Genomic DNA, 15,901 nt, shown 5'->3' on the forward strand with positions numbered 1-15,901 from the left:
TCGGCAGTCGAAGTGTCACATTTTCGCGCGTGAGGGTCAGGGAGCGCACTCGGCCCACAGCAGCTTCCCGCCCTTCGAGGCATCCAAGCCATCCTCTGGGCCACCCCCACCGCCTTCGGCGCCCTCCTCCGCACTCTGAAGACGAGCCCGAACCATGGATGACGCACTCCTGCCCGAATGAAGTCCCTGCCGCTAATGAACTCCCGCTCAATCTCGGGCAGTTGGACCGGGTTTTGTCACCTGCGCGCCTAGACCTCTGGACTTGTCTGTTTCACGGTGGTCCCTCCTACCCGCACGGAAGGACCCAGCAGTGAGACGCAGACGATTTGTGGCAGGAACGATCGGCGCGCTTTCGGGGCTCACGCTCGGTCCGGGCAGCTCGGTCCGGGCCGACGCGCCGGCGCCCCGTACGCAAAGCTGGCAGGCCGTGCCGGCGCCCGGCAGTACCCCTGCCGCGCAGTTGCGCCGCATCGCCGCTACCGGACCCCAACTGGCCTGGGCCGTGGGCGAGGAGGGCCGCGCCGGGCCGTCGCAGGGCCGAGGGCTGGCCATGCTCTGGGACGGCAGCGCCTGGTCGAAGACCGACCTGTCGCATCTGACCCACACGCGGTTGAGCGACATCGCCGTTGTCAACGCCACCTCGGCGTGGAGCGTGGGCCTGCCTGCCGACGAGGGCACGAGCCCGCTGCTGAGCTGGGACGGAACCACCTGGCGCGAGGCCGAGTTCCCGGGCCTGGGCGAGCCGGACGTCCGCATGGACGCGGTGGCGGTCGGCCCCGACCAGCGGGTGTGGGTCAGCGGCAGCCGCGGCGGCAGCACCGGCCTGCTCAACGGGGACGGGCGGCAATGGCAATGGCTGGACCCACTGCCTGCCACGAGCGCGAACCTGTACCGGGTCGTACTGCGCTCGCCGGACGAGGTCTGGGTGAGCGGCGACCAGGCCCAGGCAACCGGCGACGGATGGTCCGGACTCGTAGCCCGCTGGAACGGAGCGTGGACCGTCCTGCCCCCGATCACAGGCCTCCGTCTGAGCATCAGCGATCTGCATCCGGCCGGTCCGGACGACGTATGGGCGGTGGGCACCGAAGCCGGCATCGGCGGACCACCGGGACGCCCCGGCAACCCCGTTCTGGCCCACTGGGACGGCACGGCCTGGACGCGGGTGCAACCGGGCTTCACCGTCGGGTCGTTGACCGGAATCGCGGCCGACGCAGAGGGCCGCGCCGCATGGATCTCGGGCTGGAACTTCCGGGACCAGACCCGCAGCACGTACCTGCACCGGGACGGCGACGCCTGGACCGTCGTACGAGGCCCGGCCGGCACGGCGACAGCCCCGTACCTCAACGACGTGACACCCATTCCCGGCACCGCGGGATTCTGGTCGGCGGGCATGACGAGTCCCACCCCCGCTCCTCCGACCGAGGCTTACATGGAACGCCTCGACGCCTGATTTAGCCCCGCGGCGCGTTCGAGAGGCGGCCCAGCCACGCCGAGCACGCGTTGCGGTGCCGGCCCAGGGGGCAGGCACCGCAGGGAAGGGCTGGTGATCCACGGGCCTACGGATCCACGACCTGTGGATCGCGAAAGTAGTAGACGACCGTCACTCCCATACCCGGAGTGTGCGTGTACACGACGGTGATCGCCTCGGCTGAGTCGTGGGCGAGAGGTGTCGTGTAGGTGTACTCCACGGACGGCGGGCGCCAGCCGGGGATCTCGCGCCCCGCCGCCGGCTCCCGTGCGATGACCGTGAGCGCCTCCCGGACCACTTCCCGCTCCCCCTCCGTGAGGTCGCCGTACGCCTTCTTGGCGGGTTCGGCCTCCTCCAGCGGGATCTCGCTCATCCGCTGCCGCCTCCGGCACGCGCGTCCTCGAGGGCAGCCATGATCTCGGGTGAGTTCCTGATCCGGACCCGGTGGCGATACGCCCTCACCACGGCCGCGGCGCGCTCCAAGTCGTCCGTGAGGGAGGCTCCTATGGCTGCCGCCAGTTCCTCCTCGAAGCGCTCCCGGTCACCCGGGAACCCGTACCGGCTGAGCGCGCTGCGCAGGTCGTCCACGGTCCGGATCTCCGGAAGGGGCATCGCCGCCCAGCCGTGCTCACGCTCTGCGCTCATGACCTGCTCCTGGTATACGGGCATCGCTCCACCTCCAAGTATGGCGCCGTGCGCCCAAGGCGGACATCGCACGTCACTTCCCACGGCCCGCACCGCCCCGCTCACCGCGCCTCCCCACACTCGGCCCACAGCAGCTTCCCGCCCTTCGAGGCGCCCCACTCCTGCAGCACGGACACCCCCAACGAGGGGCCTGTACCCGTCGCAGTTCCGGTACCTGTTCGCCTACATTCCGGCCGCTGTCGGATACGGCGTCATTGTCTTCGACAAGTGGGCCTGGCGCTGGCCCGTCATTCACCGTTTCACCGGTCGACCCTGGGTCACCGGCACCTGGCGCGTGGTGCTGTCCCCGAGTCCGGAAAGCCGAATACCCGAGGGAGGAAACCGGGGCCCGATCATCACCTACATGACGGTCGAGCAGACCTTCTGGAGCCTGCACGCCACGCTTCGCACGAAGGAGAGCACCTCCCGGTCGAGCAACGCCACCATCGGCTCCCCCGAGAACTCCGGTACTGCCGAGATCGGGTTCCTGTACGACAACACGCCCCGCGCGGAGCACCAGCACCGCAGCCCCCGGCACGAAGGGGCATGCCGGATCTCCGTCACGGGCCTGAACCCCCGGGCCGCTGCCGGGCACTACTACACCAGCCGGTTCACCGCCGGCGACATGGACTTCACCCTGATCAACCGCTCCACCGACTACTGCACCTTCGCCGAAGCGCAGGCCGCCGACCCAGAGCACACCACCAGCTGATCCCGGCCACCGTTGCCGCACGCCGGGCACAGCGAGGAAGGGCGGCCCTGCTGCCAGACTGCGTTCCGCTTCGCGGACCGGGGCCTGTCCCTGTGGCCGCCTTCGTGAAGGCCGAGGGGGACGTCTCGGCGTACACCGCGCGCGTGTTGCGCCGCCAGATGCTCGCCGAGGCGCTGGAGAAATCCGCCCGGGTACGGCCCGAGCCCGGCCGCAACTCCGACCCCGGACGCGCCCAGCAGCAGTACCCGTCTGCCTGGTTCGGTCACCCCACCAGCATCACCCCCGCGCACAGACGCGCTGTCAAGGCGTCCGTCCGCTCGCCCCGCCGCAGTAGGTGTCCCGGGCGGGTCGTTCGCCCGTCGCCAGATAGCGGGTGACGGTCCGGTCTCCGCACGCGTTGCCGTTGCCGAGATAGGCGTCGTGCCCGGTGGAGTCGACGGTCACCATGACGGCGCGCTTACCGAGAGCGGCACGGAGGTTGCGTGCGCCGCTCAGCGGGGCGGCCGGGTCACGCTTGTTCTGCACGAGCAGGATGGTGGACGGCCCCCGGTCGGTGATCCGTACCGGATCCTGCTTCAGTGGATAGGGCCAGGCCGCGCAGGCCGTCGCGTTCCTCGGCATCCCCGCGGTCAGCGGATACTTTGCCCGACTCTGGTCAACTTCCTTCTGATACTGCGCACTTGACTCGGGCCACTCGCTGTCGTTGCAGGTGGTGGCGTGGGTGACGGCGAGGGCGTTCTGCATGAGCGCCTCGGGGGGCGGCTCGGGCGCGGGCGGGACCGTGCCCTTCTGCGCGGCCAGGATCAACTGAGCCAGAGCTGGGAAGCCCTCGGGGTCGTAGAACGCGTCCACCATGGCCTGGCGCAGCACATTGCCGTTCAGCTCGGCCGTGTTGGCGCCCGGCCACGGGATCGGCTCGCGGTCGAGGCGTGCGGCCAGCCGCAGGAAGAGCGGTCGCACCTCGGCCGCCGTATCCGCAAGGTGGTATTCCCCGGGCGCCGAAGCCCACTTGGCGAACTCTGGGAAGACGTCCTCGACGCCGGCCTCGAACCCTGCCCACAAGGCGCGGCCAACCTGGCCATGGACGCGATCGCCGTTCCCGTCCAGGTTGCTGTCCAGCACGAAGCGGTCGGTGCGGTGCGGGAACAACTGACCGTAGACGGCGCCGACATACGACCCGTACGAGAGACCCCACGCGGACAGCTTCCGCTCACCGAGCGCCGCTCGGATGCGGTCGATGTCGCGAGCGTTGTCGGCGCTGCTGATGTGCCGCATCAGCTCGCCACCGTTACGCTCGCAGGCGTCGGCCACCCGCCGGGCGGTGACCATGCTCTCGGTGACGGACCCGTCAGGGGCGGGCCACGGAAAGTACTTGGACCTGACCAGGTCACCGCTATCGAGACCGCAGCTGACCGGGGCGGAGCGGCCGACCCCCCGGGGATCGAACCCGATCAGGTCGTACGCGTTCCGTACCTCTTGCGGCAGCTTCTGCCCCTTCCCGGAGATCTCGTCGAGGCTGCCACCGCCGGGGCCGCCGGCGATCAGCAGTAAGGCCCCGCGGCGTACGGTCGGCTTCTCGCTGGGGATACGGGAGACGGCGATGCCGATCTTCTTGCCGCCGGGGTCGGAGTAGTCCATCGGTACGTGGACGGTCGCGCACTCCTGCCGGGGGTCGAGCCCGCTCCCCTCGCACTTCGCCCATTCAAGGGGCTTAGGGGTGACGGGAGTTGAGGCCGTCGCGGTAAGGGGCACGGTGGGCCCGAGAATCGCGGCGGCTGCGGCGATCAGTATGACGTTTCGCTTGGCTCGCTTGGTTTTCATCACCCGGAAGAGCCTCACGGATCGGCTCCGGCCGTTCCATCCGGCTAACCGGCCTGTTTTCAGGGGGGTTTACCCAACAGGGGGCGCACCCGGGATGTGTGCGGCATGGAGCGGGATGGCATCTGCGATGCCCGCCGCCTCGCGGGCGACCGCCAGCGGCAGGCGTCGATCGAGGCGAGCGGGTCGATGACTAGGAGCATGGTGCCGTGATCCGCCGAGCTTGCCCAGCATGACCCACAGCTCAGGCTCGCTGTCGGGCTGCTTCAGCCGAGCGCGTCGATGGCCTTGACGATCAGCGCCCGCGCTTCGGCGCCGTACACGGCCATGCTGCGGAGCTGCTCGAACGCCTTGATGTACAGGGCGATTTCGGAGGGCTGGGTGACGTTCACCTCGGCGGAGATCAGCTCGACGGAGACGAGCGTGTCGTCGTGCACGTCGAACGTCTCCTGTGGCCACAGCACCCGTTCGCGCGTTGACGTCGGGATGATGCCGAAGGAGACCGCAGGGAGCGCTCCGGCCGTGAGGAGGTAGCCCAACTGGGCGGCCATCGCCTCCGCGTCGCCGAGCTGGTAGTAGAGCACTGCCTCCTCGATGAGCATCACGAAGCGATGTCCTGGCTCGTGGATGATCTGCGAGCGCTCCAGGCGCGCCGCCGCCGCTTCGGCCGCGTCGTCGGGAACGCCGAGGAAGCGGGCGTTGCTGCTCAGCAAGGCCCGCGCGTATCCCTCGGTCTGCAACAGCCCAGGAACCAGGACGGGTGAGTACACGCGCAGCAGCTCCGTCGACCGGTACAGCTCCACGTAGCTGTCCTGGAGCTTTCGCAGACCGGAGCGCACGCGCTGCCGCCACTCGCGGTAGAGCGACTCCGCGTGCTGGGAGGCGATGACCACGACCAGTTCCGGTTGGGTGGCGCGTCGCAGCGCGGCGACCGGGTCCCGGGCATGTACCGCTGCCGGACGTCATCCGCACCCCACGGCTCACTCGGCGCGCCTCACGCCCGGCCGGCGGCAGACAGAGAAGGATCAGTGGCGGAATTGTCCGCTGTGGGCGAGCGCGCGGAGATCCCGGGTGCCACACGGCCCGACGACACACGTTGCGTTCTCAGGAGATGCACGCACCGTGTCGGCTCAGCTGTGCAGGAGGAAGCTTGGACACGACATCAGTCGCTATCTGTGTGCTGTCCCGTTCCGTGCCCGGATCAGGAGGCAGAGAGGCATGGGCGGCCAACGGGGCGGAACGCCGCACCGCCCGCAGTCGAAGGATCTCTGATGCCCACGTGGCGTGAAATCGCCGCCGAGTTCCTGGGGACCATGGTCTTCCTCGGGCTCGTGCTCAGCGTGCTGGTGGCGGTCTTCGCGTCCGGTTCGCCGGTGGTCACGGCGATTCCCAGCGCCGATCTGCGCCGACTGTTGACCGGTGCCCTCGTCGGCTGCGTGATCGCAGGGATCGTCTACTCGCCGGTCGGGCGGATCAGCGGGGGACACCTCAACCCGGCCGTCACCCTGGCGTTTCTGCGGCTTGGCAAGATCACCTGGCGCGGTGCCGCCGGGTATGTCGCGGCGCAGGTCGCAGGAGCCACACTCGGAGCGGTAGTGGTTTTTCTGGCCTGGGGACGGCACGCCACCAGCATCGACTTGGGCGTCACCGAGCCGGGTGTCGGAGGTACATGGGCGGCGGCAGCGGTTGAGGCCGCCATGACTTTCCTGCTGGTGACGTTGATCCTCAACTTCGTCGACCGACCGCTGTTGATGCCGTTCACGGGGGCCGCCGTCGGGTTGTTGGTGCTGTGGCTGATCTTCGCCTGCGCGCCGGTCTCCGGGACCAGCCTCAATCCGGCGCGCAGCCTCGGCCCGGCACTCGTCTCCCGCACCTGGCCCCATCTGTGGATATACCTGATCGCACCGCCTGTGGGGGCGCTCGCAGCGGCCGTCCTCTACCGTCGGAAGCGACACACCGTCGCTTGCGCCAAGCTCATGCACGACGACACCTATGCCTGCCGCTTCCTCGACTGCCACTACACCCGGGCCGAACACCGCACTCCCACCCAGTGAACCGCTCGGGTCCTGCGGACCGGGACGGACATCACGGCGTGCGTCGACTCCGTCCGTCCGGCAAGGGGAACGGCTCGTGTTCGGACTCCATCGTGTTCGTCGGGCAACGCATCCGTGGCTGCGGACCGCGAATGATCTCAGGAGTGTGGAGCCGTGAACCGATGGATCGTGGCCAACGTACCGTCCTGGTTGATGCTGACCGTGCTCGTCGTGGTCGTCACCGGGGGGACAGCGCTTGTCCAGTCGCGTGTCCGGCACCACTTCCCCAGCCTCCGGAACGGCAAGCACAACGACATCGCCGGCTTTCTGATCGCCGTCGTCGGCGTCGTCTACGCCTTCGTCATCAGCTTCATCGCCTTTAGCCTCTGGGAGGAGGTCAAAACGGAGTCCTACGCGACGCAGACCGAGGCCTCCATGGTGCTCCAACTGGCCAAGGACGCTGATGTGTTCGATGACACCACGCGCAGCCGGATTCGGCAGAGCGCCCTGGCGTACACACGCTCGGTGGTGGCCGAGTGGCCCACAGCCGCGACAGGCCATACCACGGCCGAGGCCGACCACGCGCTTGAAGGGCTGTACACCACGTACGAGGAACTGGAGCCGGGCAACGACACACAGCGGGCGTTCCTCGAAGAGTCCCAAGAGGATCTCAGGGAGGTGAGCATCCTGCGCACTGAACGTGTGCTCCACGCCCTCCAGGAAACCGGCCCGACAAGCTCTCTCTGGGCAGTGATCCTGCTGGCCAGCGCACTGACGCTCGGGTTCTCCGTCATCTTCGGCCTGGAGGACGCCAGGCTGCACTACGGGATGGTCGGGGCGATGAGTGTCCTCGTTGCCGCCAACCTGTTCCTCGTCCTGGAGCTGTCGTATCCGTTCTTGGGCGAGTTGTCCGCGTCACCGGAGTCGATGCAGACGGTGATCCAGGAAATCCAGGCACTCGGCACCCTTCGATGAACCGTTCTCGGTATGTCTTGAACCGGATCGGCTCGCCTCGAGGGACGGCTTCCACCGGGGGCTCCATCCTCGCCCGGCCCGCTCGGATGCTCTGTGAGGCATCCTCCGCGGTCGCCGATCCCACATAGGCGTGCTACACAGGACAAAGGGGGTAAAAGCTGGATAGTTACCCTTATTTCCGCGCCGCTCCTGTTCTCCTCACGTTTCCTGAACGCGGTTTGTCGGCGGCTCCCAGGGCATGGCCTGGCGGGAGCGCATTCCCTGCCGGGGCCCCGTGGTTGCCCCCTTGGAAGTGCCGGAGGAGCGGACGGCTTCTTGGCCGCGGGCAACCCACCACCCAGATCGGCCTGACTTGTCACCGGGCGCGAAGGGACAGCCATGAGCACACAAGGCCAGCAAGTGCTGAAGACCCTGCACATTCCGGCGGGTGCCGGCCCACGCTACTGGGTCTATGGCGACGTGGACACGATCAAACTGGCCTCCGAGGAGACCAAGGGCAGACTGACACTCATCGAGACGCTCGTCCCCCCTGGGGGTGGCACCCCCCGCCACATCCACCACAGGGAGAGCGAGTCCGTCTACGTACTCGAAGGCGAACTCGCTGTGCTGGACAAGGGCGAGATGGTCAGGGTCGGCGCCGGCTCCCTGGTGCATTTCCCTCAGGGCGTCCTGCACCAGTTCAGAAACCCGGGAGAGGAGCAGAGCAAGATCCTCCTCCTGTTCACACCGGCCGGCTTCGAGAAGTTCTTCGAGGAAATAGGGGAACCGGTGGTCGAAGGGCAGGCGGGACCTGCCGTCACACCGGAGTACATCGCCAGGGCGCACCGCGTCAGCCTCAAGTACGGCCAGGAGATCGAGGAGTGACCGCAGTGAGCCAGAATGCCATCCAAGCGGACACACTGGTTATCGGATCCGGCCCCGTAGGGTCCTCGTTCGCACGTGAACTCGTCGAAGGCGGCCAGCATGTGTGCATGATCGATGCCGGGGCGAGGCTCTCCGGGCGCCCCGGTGAGCACCTCAAGAACAGCTTCCTGTACCAGCGCAACCTGGATCTCTTCTCATCGGTCATCCGCGGTCACCTGCATCTGCTGTCGGTACCGTCCAACAACGCTCCCGTGGTGACCCTCGACCCCAGCGCCTACCAGGTCGACCTGAACCAGTACGAGGGGTTCGTACAGAACAACCAAAACCCGGAGCAGGATCCCGCCAAGGATCTGACCGCCGCGGCGGCGACCTACGCGGTGGGCGGGATGGCGACCCACTGGACGTGTGCGACTCCCCGCCACCACCCGAGCATCGAGCGGAGCGACCTCATCCCGCCCGCGGAATGGGACTCCCTCTACCAGGCGGGTGAGCGGCTGCTCAACACACGCACCGATGTGTTCGAGCACTCGGTCCGGCACCAGGTTGTGGCTGACGTGCTGCGCTCGGAGTACACCGACCTGCCTGAGCCCTACAACGTGCAGAACCTGCCGCTCGCCGTTGAACGGCGCCTCGACAACCCTCGGTACGTCCACTGGACCGGTGCGGACACCGTGCTCGGGCCGCTCGCCGACGGGCGGCACGACGGGACGTTCAGCCTTCTCGCGGAGCACCTGTGCCGGCGCCTGGTGCGCAGTCCGGACGGCAGCAGGGTGGAGTACGCCGAAGTGCAGGACCTTGGGCAGTGGCGGACGCTCCGCATCGAGGCGGAGAACTTCGTCGTCGCCTGTGGCGCCGTCCTCACCCCGCAGCTCCTGTACGCCTCGCACATCCGCCCGGAGCCGCTGGGTCGGTACCTGACCGAGCAGCCGGTCTCCTTCTGCCAGATCGTGCTGCGTCAGTCCTTTGTCGACCGCATCGAGTCCGACTCCCGCTTCGCCGAGGCCGTCCGCGAGCACCGCAAGCGCTACCCGCGGGACCCGGTTCCGATCCCTGCGGACGATCCGGAACCCAATGTGTGGATCCCGCTGTCGGAGAGCCGTCCCTGGCACTGCCAGATCCACCGTGACGCCTTCCACTACGGTGATGTGGCCCCCAACGTCGACAGCCGGCTCATCGTCGACCTGCGTTGGTTCGGCGTCGTCGAGCCGAGCTACGACAACCGGGTGGCTTTCTCGGACACCCACGAAGACATCTTCGGCATGCCCCAGCCCACTTTCACCTTCACGCTCGGCAAAGAGGACCGCGTCAACCAGCATGCGATGATGCGCGACATGCTGCGGGCGGCGAACGCCCTGGGCGGGTTCCTGCCGGGATCGGAACCGCAGTTCGTGCAGCCCGGACTTCCACTGCACAGCGCCGGGACCACGCGGATGGGCGACAACGCCGAGACCAGTGTCGTGGACACCGACTCCAAGGTGTGGGGTGTGGACAACCTGTACCTCGGTGGCAACAACGTCATCCCGCGAGGGGCTGCGAGCAACCCGACGCTGACCAGTGTCGCGATGGCGCTGAAGTCGGCCCGGCACATCCTCGACCGTTCGGGTACCCGCTGAGGAGAAATCATGTTCGATCCCGACAAGGTATCCCTCGGTATCACGCCCACCGGCTGGACCAACGACGACTTTCCGGCGATCGGAGACAGCATCCCCTTCGAGCAGTGCGTCAGTGAGATCGCGCTGGCGGGGTTCCAGGGGTGCAGCGTCGGTCACAAGTTCCCCACCGATCCGGAGACCCTGCGCGCCGCGCTTGAGCTGCGCGGCCTCCGCATCACTGAACCGTGGGTCAGTACGTACTTCACGGCCAAGGGCATGCGGGAGCGGACGATCAGCGAATTCCAGCGCCAGTTGGCCTTCATCAAGGCCATGGGTGGCACCAAGATCGTCGTAGCGGAACTCGGCCACGCCGTACACCAGCAGCCGGTCGCCCTGTTCTCCAACAAGCCCGTTCCGGACGAGACCTCTTGGCGGACGCTTCTGTCCGGTCTCGAGGAGCTCGGCCGGATGGCGGCGGAACAGGGCATGCGGCTGTGCTATCACCACCACATGGGCACCGCGGTGCAGAACCGGGCAGAGGTGGATCGCCTCCTCGCCGGCACCGACCCCGCGCTGGTGCACCTGCTGCTCGACACCGGCCACCTGCGCTGGGCGGGTGACGACCCTCTGGCACTCGCCCGGGAACACGCCTCGCGCATCAAGCACGTCCACCTCAAGGACCTGCGCCCGGAGGTTCTGGAAAGGTCTCGCCGCGAAGACCTGAGCTTCCATGACGCGGTCCTGGCCGGGATCTTCACGGTGCCCGGCGACGGCATGCTCGACTTCGAACCCATTCTGGGCGCGCTCGCCGACGCAGGATATGAGGGCTGGCTCGTGGTCGAGGCCGAGCAGGACCCTGCGAAGGCGCACCCTCTGACATACGCCAGGAAAGCGCGCGAGTATCTGCGAAAAGTCACCGGGCTGTGAATCACCTGGTCACGGACGACCGGGCCTTGACATGCCGACCGGGAAGGGAGAGCCATGCGACCCCAGACCCTTGGAGTACACGCGTTGGTATGGACGGGCACCTGGGACGCGGACAGCGCGAGGCGCACCGCGGCCAACACCCGGGCTTGTGGATACGACCGTTTGGAGATTCCGCTGCTCGACGCCTGGGACGTCGACACCGCGGAGACCCGCCGCGCACTCGATGACCATGAACTCGCGATGACCGGAAACCTGTTCCTCACCGAGGGGACCGACATCACCAGCGAGGATCCGGATGCTGTCGCAGCCGGTGAGCGGCGCCTCAGCCACGGCGTCGAAACGGTCCGCCACCTGGGCGGGGACTACCTGACCGGCACCGTGTACAGCAAGCTCGGGCGCTATGCGAGCCCCGCCACACCCCAGGGACGGGCGCAGTGCGTCGAGGTACTCCGGCGCGTCGCGTCACGCGCTGCCGATGCCGGTATCCGTCTGGGCATCGAGATCTGCAACCGGTACGAGACCAACTTGATCAACACCGCCGTGCAGGCGGTGGAACTGATCAAGGAGATCGACCGGCCCAACGTCTGTGTGCACCTCGACACCTACCACATGAGCATTGAGGAGCCGGACATGGTCCGCCCCGTCCTCACCAGCGGTGATCTGCTCGGGTACGTGCACATCGGGGAGAACCACCGCGGCTATCCCGGATCCGGCAGAACGGACTTCGCCGCCTTCTTCCGGGCGCTGGCCCTAGTGGGCTACGCCGGGCCGATCACGTTCGAGGCGTTCTCCTCCGCCGTGGTCGAACCCGAGCTGTCCAACGCGCTGTGCATCTGGCGGGACCTTTGGACCGACTCCGAGGACCTGGCCCGCCACGCGCACGGCTTCATCGAGACCCAGGTCCGGGCCGCGGAGGCCGCCACCTCCAACGGCTCACCCCGGAAGGGCGAGTAGCGGTAAGCGCACGCCGGCCCTGCCCAGAGCCCCCGCAGCCAGGGAGCAGCCGGCCTCAGGACAAAAGGAGGCAAGACCATGCTCACCCGTCTCCTCGGCGAAGCGCCGCAGCCCGTCGGTGACACGGAGCAACGCAGCTATTCCGTGGTGCTCGATCCCGGGGAGGAGGTCGTGGAGCAGCTTGCGGCATTCGCACGCGAGGAGGAGATCACGCAGGCTTCGTTTCAGGCCATCGGAGGCTTCCAGCAGACGACGCTTGCCTATTTCAACGTCGAAACGAAGACCTTCGACGAGATCCCCGTACCCGAGCACCAGGTCGAGGTGCTCAGCCTCACCGGGGAGATCACCCGTGACGGCGAGGACCCGAATGTGCACATCCACGCGGTGCTGGGACGTCCGGACGGATCCACCCTGGGCGGCCATCTGCTGCGGGGGGTCGTGCGCCCCGTGCTCATCGTCACGCTCACCGAGTCGGCGCACCGGCCGGGTCCCCACCACAGGTAGACCCACCGAGGACAGCACTTCGGCCTTTTCCGTACCCGCACGCCCGACAGGGAGACGACGACATGGGCTACAGGCCAATCGAGGACTACGGTGTGATCGGCGACATGCACACCGTTGCGATGGTGGCGACTGACGGGTCGATCGACTTCCTGTGCCTGCCGCGATTCGACTCCCCCACGGTGTTCGGGGCCATGCTCGATGACACCGAGGGCGGCACCTTCCAGATCAGCCCGGCGGCGGACGGCGCACGGCTCAGGCAGATCTACCTGCCGGAGACCAATGTCCTCCTCACTCGCTTCCTCTCGGCCGACGGAGTCGGTGAGGTGACCGACTTCATGCCGGTCGGGGATGTACGCCACACGCATGCCATCGTCCGCAGGGTGAAGGGAGTGCGCGGCAGATTCGGTTTCCGGTTCCGCTGCGCGCCGCGCTTCGACTACGCGAGGTCACCGCACCGGACCGAGCAGCGGGACGGGGCGGTGTTCTTCATCCCCAAAGATGCCGACGGGACGGCCCTTCGGCTGCAGAGCCCGATCGAGTTGCGCATAGAAGGCGGGGAGGCGGTCGCGGAGTTCGCTCTGCTGCCCAACGAAGAGCTGGACTTCGTGATCGAGGCCGCTTCTCCGAACGACAAGTCGCCGAGCTCCAAACCGGGCTGGGTCAAACACGCCTTCCGTCACACCGTCGCGTACTGGCGGCACTGGGTGAGTCGCTGCACCTACCAGGGCAGATGGCGGGAGGACGTCATCCGTTCGGCGCTGGCACTGAAGCTGCTCACCTCGGAGACCTACGGGTCGATCGCCGCCGCAGCCACGTTCGGGCTGCCGGAACTCGTCGGGGGCGAACGCAACTGGGACTACCGGTACACCTGGATACGGGATGCGTCGCTGACGGCCGCTACGTTCCTCCGGCTCGGATTCACCGAGGAACCCCGGGCGTTCATCGAGTGGGTTCTGGAGCGCTACCGGGAGGCGGACGAGCACGGAAGACTGCAGATCATGTACGGCATCGACGGCCGGCGCGACCTTGACGAGGGGGTGCTGGAGCACCTGCACGGATACCAGGGATCGGCACCGGTGCGCATCGGCAACGGGGCGTACGACCAGCTCCAACTCGACATCTATGGCGAGTTCCTCCGCCTGGTCAACCTCTACGACGAGCATGTCGAGCCCGTTTCGCACGACCTGTGGCAGCACCTGCGGGATTCGGCCGACTGGGTGGCCGGCAACTGGCGGCGTCCGGACGACGGCATCTGGGAAGTACGCGGGGGCCAACAGGAGTTCCTCTACTCCCGGTTCATGTGCTGGGTCGCCCTCGACCGGGCCGCCAGGATCGCCCGGCGACGCTCGCTCCCGGCTCCTCTGGAGCGCTGGGGCGAAACCCGGGACGAGATCTATTCCGACATCCACGACGGTTTCTGGCACAAGGAACGGGAGGCGTTCGTCCAGCACCGGGGGGTCACGACGGTGGACGCATCCAGCCTGCTCATGCCACTGGTTGGATTTCTCTCCCCCCGGGAACCCCGGTGGCTGACCACACTGCGGGAACTCGAACGCGAGCTCGTCGAGGACTCGCTGGTCTACCGATACCGCACCCAGGAGGGGGCGCCGGACGGGCTGACCGGCACCGAGGGGACGTTCTGCATGTGCTCCTACTGGTTTATCGAGTGCCTGACCCGCTGCGGGGACCTGGAACGAGCCCGGCTGTTCTTCGAGAAGGCGCAGAGCTACTCCAACCACGTCGGGCTGCATGCCGAGGAGATGGACGGCACCGGGCGCTATCTCGGCAACTTCCCGCAGGCGTTCACACACCTCGGCCTCATCAACGCGGCCCTCTCGCTGGACCAGGCGCTCTCCCGGCACTCCGGGTGAGCCCCGGGGGGCGACTCTTCTGGAGACCATCGGGCGGACGTCAGGACTGCCCCGCCGCACTCCGCTCGGCGGGCGCCGCGTCGGCCAGGAGTTCTGGCTGCTCTCCGAGTACGGCGAGAAGTCGCAGTACATCCGCAACATCAAGGCCGACCCGAAGGTACGGGTGCGCGTCAACGGTCGTTGGCACCACGGCACCGCCCACCTGCTGCCGGAGGACGACGCCCGTGCCCGGCTGAAGTCCCTGCCGCGGATGAACAGCGCCGCCGTGCGTGCGGCTACGTAGGTGGCCCACGCTCCCTGCACTTGATGTGCCCGGCGTGCAGCCGAGCGGGGCGGCCGCCCCTGGTGCGGGCCCGCCGCTGGATCGGCTCGCCGGTTCAGTCCCGCAGCGGGTGCACCCCCGGCGGCAGCGTTCCGCCGCTCCGTCCCTCCCACCAGTGCCGGGCCGCCGGGGACACCCGCTCGCGCGGGTATGCCGTATGGGTCAGGAACGCCTCGATCACCGTCGCCGCGGGCCGGTGCGGCAGCGTCGCCATCAGTACCGCGTCGTCGTCCGGGAACGGCGGTGCCACCAGGGCGACTTCGTCCCCGGACCTCAGACGCAGCACCAGCGCCCGCAGCTGGTGCTCATCCCCGGGCACAGGGCGCATGCGCACCTGCAGCGGGTCCTTCGGCAGGAAGTCCAGCCGCACGTAAGCCAGAAGGGTCCCGCGTTTGTACTCCTCCCAGCGGTCCAGCCCGAGGGAGCGGAAGGGCGGCTCCTGCCACGGCCTCAGCGCGTCCAGTCGTTCCAGCAGACGCCGCAGGAAGTCCCGTACGGACGGCTCGTCATGCGGCTGCCAGGACAGGTCCCGCTCCCAGGAGTCCTCGGCGAGCGCCGCCTTGATCGAGGCGTACTGCTCCTCCGTGGTGAGGTCGTAAATCGGCTGCTCAAGGATCATGCGAGCAATGCGCTCGACCTCGCTCTCGCCCAGTTCCCGGCTGAACTGCACGCAGTAAAGGACCGCTACGACCACCCCGAAGTGCATGCGCGCAGTATGACGAACCGCGCCAGTCAGTTCAGTTCAGTGCTGAGCCTCGATCCACCGCGTGAATTCTGATCACGGGTGTCGGGTGGGTTCTGGGTGTTTCTTCGGGGTGCGGGCAGCGGTGGGTGCCGGGTGGCCGTCCGGTGCGGGATCTCCGAGGTCTTTCGGGTCGTGGGCGGGCAGGGCGGTCGCGTGGTTCAGGTGAGCATGCGCTGGCCGGTCGCGGTCCACAGGTCGGTGAAGTCGTCTTCCCAGCGCCAGTGCCTGGGCAGGTGGAGGGTGAGGCGGTGGCCGCCAGGGTGAGCCAGGCTGGGGGTACCCCCTCTGGGGGAGTTCGCGGTGAACTTGCCCGAGGGCAGGTGGGCGAGCGTGCAGTCTTCGAGGTCGGCGAAGACCTGCTCGACCTGGGCGTGTTCGCGGTGCATGGGTTCGGCCTGGGCGAGCACGAACGGGCTGTCGGTGAACAGGACG

15 protein-coding genes and 2 pseudogenes are annotated in these 15,901 nt (G+C 67.8%); 11 read left to right on the plus strand and 6 right to left on the minus strand.

Annotation, left to right across the window (positions count from 1 at the left end):
* Positions 1 to 310 precede the first annotated feature (310 nt).
* The gene (locus tag IEZ21_RS39980) at positions 311 to 1,450 is read left to right on the plus strand and encodes a beta propeller repeat protein (protein WP_246568668.1); all 1,140 of its coding nucleotides are present in this window, start codon (positions 311 to 313) and stop codon (positions 1,448 to 1,450) included.
* A gap of 106 nt (positions 1,451 to 1,556) precedes the next feature.
* Here the strand turns inward: IEZ21_RS39980 and IEZ21_RS39985 are convergent, their stop codons facing one another.
* Positions 1,557 to 1,841 carry a hypothetical protein gene (locus tag IEZ21_RS39985; RefSeq protein ID WP_189326729.1) on the minus strand — a complete coding sequence of 95 codons (285 nt, stop codon included), beginning with the start codon at positions 1,839 to 1,841 and terminating at the stop codon, positions 1,557 to 1,559.
* On the minus strand, positions 1,838 to 2,113 hold the full coding sequence (locus IEZ21_RS39990) for a hypothetical protein (RefSeq protein ID WP_189326730.1): 276 nt from the start codon (positions 2,111 to 2,113) through the stop codon (positions 1,838 to 1,840). Before IEZ21_RS39990 ends, IEZ21_RS39985 begins: the two co-directional genes overlap by 4 nt.
* Before the next feature lie 40 nt (positions 2,114 to 2,153).
* On the opposite strand from IEZ21_RS39990, the gene IEZ21_RS39995 reads away from it, so the two are divergent.
* Entirely contained in the window at positions 2,154 to 2,864 is a 711-nt protein-coding gene (locus IEZ21_RS39995; protein ID WP_189326731.1) for a Cap15 family cyclic dinucleotide receptor domain-containing protein, read from the plus strand.
* 300 nt (positions 2,865 to 3,164) lie between these two features.
* Here IEZ21_RS39995 and IEZ21_RS40000 read toward each other — a convergent pair whose 3' ends face one another.
* Both IEZ21_RS40000 and IEZ21_RS40005 read right to left on the minus strand, forming a co-directional pair.
* On the minus strand, positions 3,165 to 4,685 hold the full coding sequence (locus IEZ21_RS40000) for an alpha/beta hydrolase (protein WP_189326732.1): 1,521 nt from the start codon (positions 4,683 to 4,685) through the stop codon (positions 3,165 to 3,167).
* A 263-nt stretch (positions 4,686 to 4,948) separates the two neighbouring features.
* Positions 4,949 to 5,563: pseudogene (locus IEZ21_RS40005) on the minus strand (DUF5753 domain-containing protein); the annotation flags it as partial.
* Between the two features lie 390 nt (positions 5,564 to 5,953).
* Here IEZ21_RS40005 and IEZ21_RS40010 point away from each other — a divergent pair.
* From IEZ21_RS40010 to IEZ21_RS48125, 9 genes are all read left to right on the plus strand, one after another.
* The gene (locus IEZ21_RS40010; RefSeq protein WP_189326733.1) at positions 5,954 to 6,736 is read left to right on the plus strand and encodes an MIP/aquaporin family protein; all 783 of its coding nucleotides are present in this window, start codon (positions 5,954 to 5,956) and stop codon (positions 6,734 to 6,736) included.
* 153 nt (positions 6,737 to 6,889) lie between these two features.
* A complete protein-coding gene (locus IEZ21_RS40015) occupies positions 6,890 to 7,690 on the plus strand; it encodes a bestrophin-like domain (RefSeq protein ID WP_246568670.1) in 801 nt (266 codons plus the stop codon).
* A gap of 378 nt (positions 7,691 to 8,068) precedes the next feature.
* Entirely contained in the window at positions 8,069 to 8,554 is a 486-nt protein-coding gene (locus IEZ21_RS40020) for a cupin domain-containing protein (RefSeq protein WP_189326734.1), read from the plus strand.
* A gap of 5 nt (positions 8,555 to 8,559) precedes the next feature.
* Positions 8,560 to 10,167, plus strand: a complete 1,608-nt coding sequence (locus IEZ21_RS40025; protein ID WP_189326735.1) for a pyranose oxidase — start codon at positions 8,560 to 8,562, stop codon at positions 10,165 to 10,167.
* 9 nt (positions 10,168 to 10,176) lie between these two features.
* On the plus strand, positions 10,177 to 11,073 hold the full coding sequence (iolE, locus tag IEZ21_RS40030) for a myo-inosose-2 dehydratase (RefSeq protein ID WP_189326736.1): 897 nt from the start codon (positions 10,177 to 10,179) through the stop codon (positions 11,071 to 11,073).
* A gap of 54 nt (positions 11,074 to 11,127) precedes the next feature.
* Positions 11,128 to 12,027 (plus strand): sugar phosphate isomerase/epimerase family protein, encoded by a 900-nt coding sequence (locus tag IEZ21_RS40035; protein WP_189326737.1) that lies wholly within the window; start codon positions 11,128 to 11,130, stop codon positions 12,025 to 12,027.
* A gap of 78 nt (positions 12,028 to 12,105) precedes the next feature.
* The gene (locus IEZ21_RS40040; protein ID WP_189326738.1) at positions 12,106 to 12,531 is read left to right on the plus strand and encodes a PPC domain-containing DNA-binding protein; all 426 of its coding nucleotides are present in this window, start codon (positions 12,106 to 12,108) and stop codon (positions 12,529 to 12,531) included.
* A gap of 62 nt (positions 12,532 to 12,593) precedes the next feature.
* The gene (locus IEZ21_RS40045) at positions 12,594 to 14,402 is read left to right on the plus strand and encodes a glycoside hydrolase family 15 protein (RefSeq protein ID WP_189326739.1); all 1,809 of its coding nucleotides are present in this window, start codon (positions 12,594 to 12,596) and stop codon (positions 14,400 to 14,402) included.
* Positions 14,311 to 14,685, plus strand: a complete 375-nt coding sequence (locus tag IEZ21_RS48125; protein WP_373302358.1) for a nitroreductase/quinone reductase family protein — start codon at positions 14,311 to 14,313, stop codon at positions 14,683 to 14,685. The genes IEZ21_RS40045 and IEZ21_RS48125 overlap by 92 nt, the downstream gene beginning before the upstream one ends.
* Positions 14,686 to 14,779: 94 nt before the next feature.
* Here IEZ21_RS48125 and IEZ21_RS40050 read toward each other — a convergent pair whose 3' ends face one another.
* Both IEZ21_RS40050 and IEZ21_RS48990 read right to left on the minus strand, forming a co-directional pair.
* Positions 14,780 to 15,430 carry a hypothetical protein gene (locus tag IEZ21_RS40050; RefSeq protein ID WP_189326740.1) on the minus strand — a complete coding sequence of 217 codons (651 nt, stop codon included), beginning with the start codon at positions 15,428 to 15,430 and terminating at the stop codon, positions 14,780 to 14,782.
* Between the two features lie 197 nt (positions 15,431 to 15,627).
* Positions 15,628 to 15,901, minus strand: a pseudogene (locus tag IEZ21_RS48990) (hypothetical protein); the annotation flags it as partial.

The sequence above is a fragment of the Streptomyces flaveus genome (assembly GCF_014647675.1).
Taxonomy (GTDB): domain Bacteria; phylum Actinomycetota; class Actinomycetes; order Streptomycetales; family Streptomycetaceae; genus Streptomyces; species Streptomyces flaveus.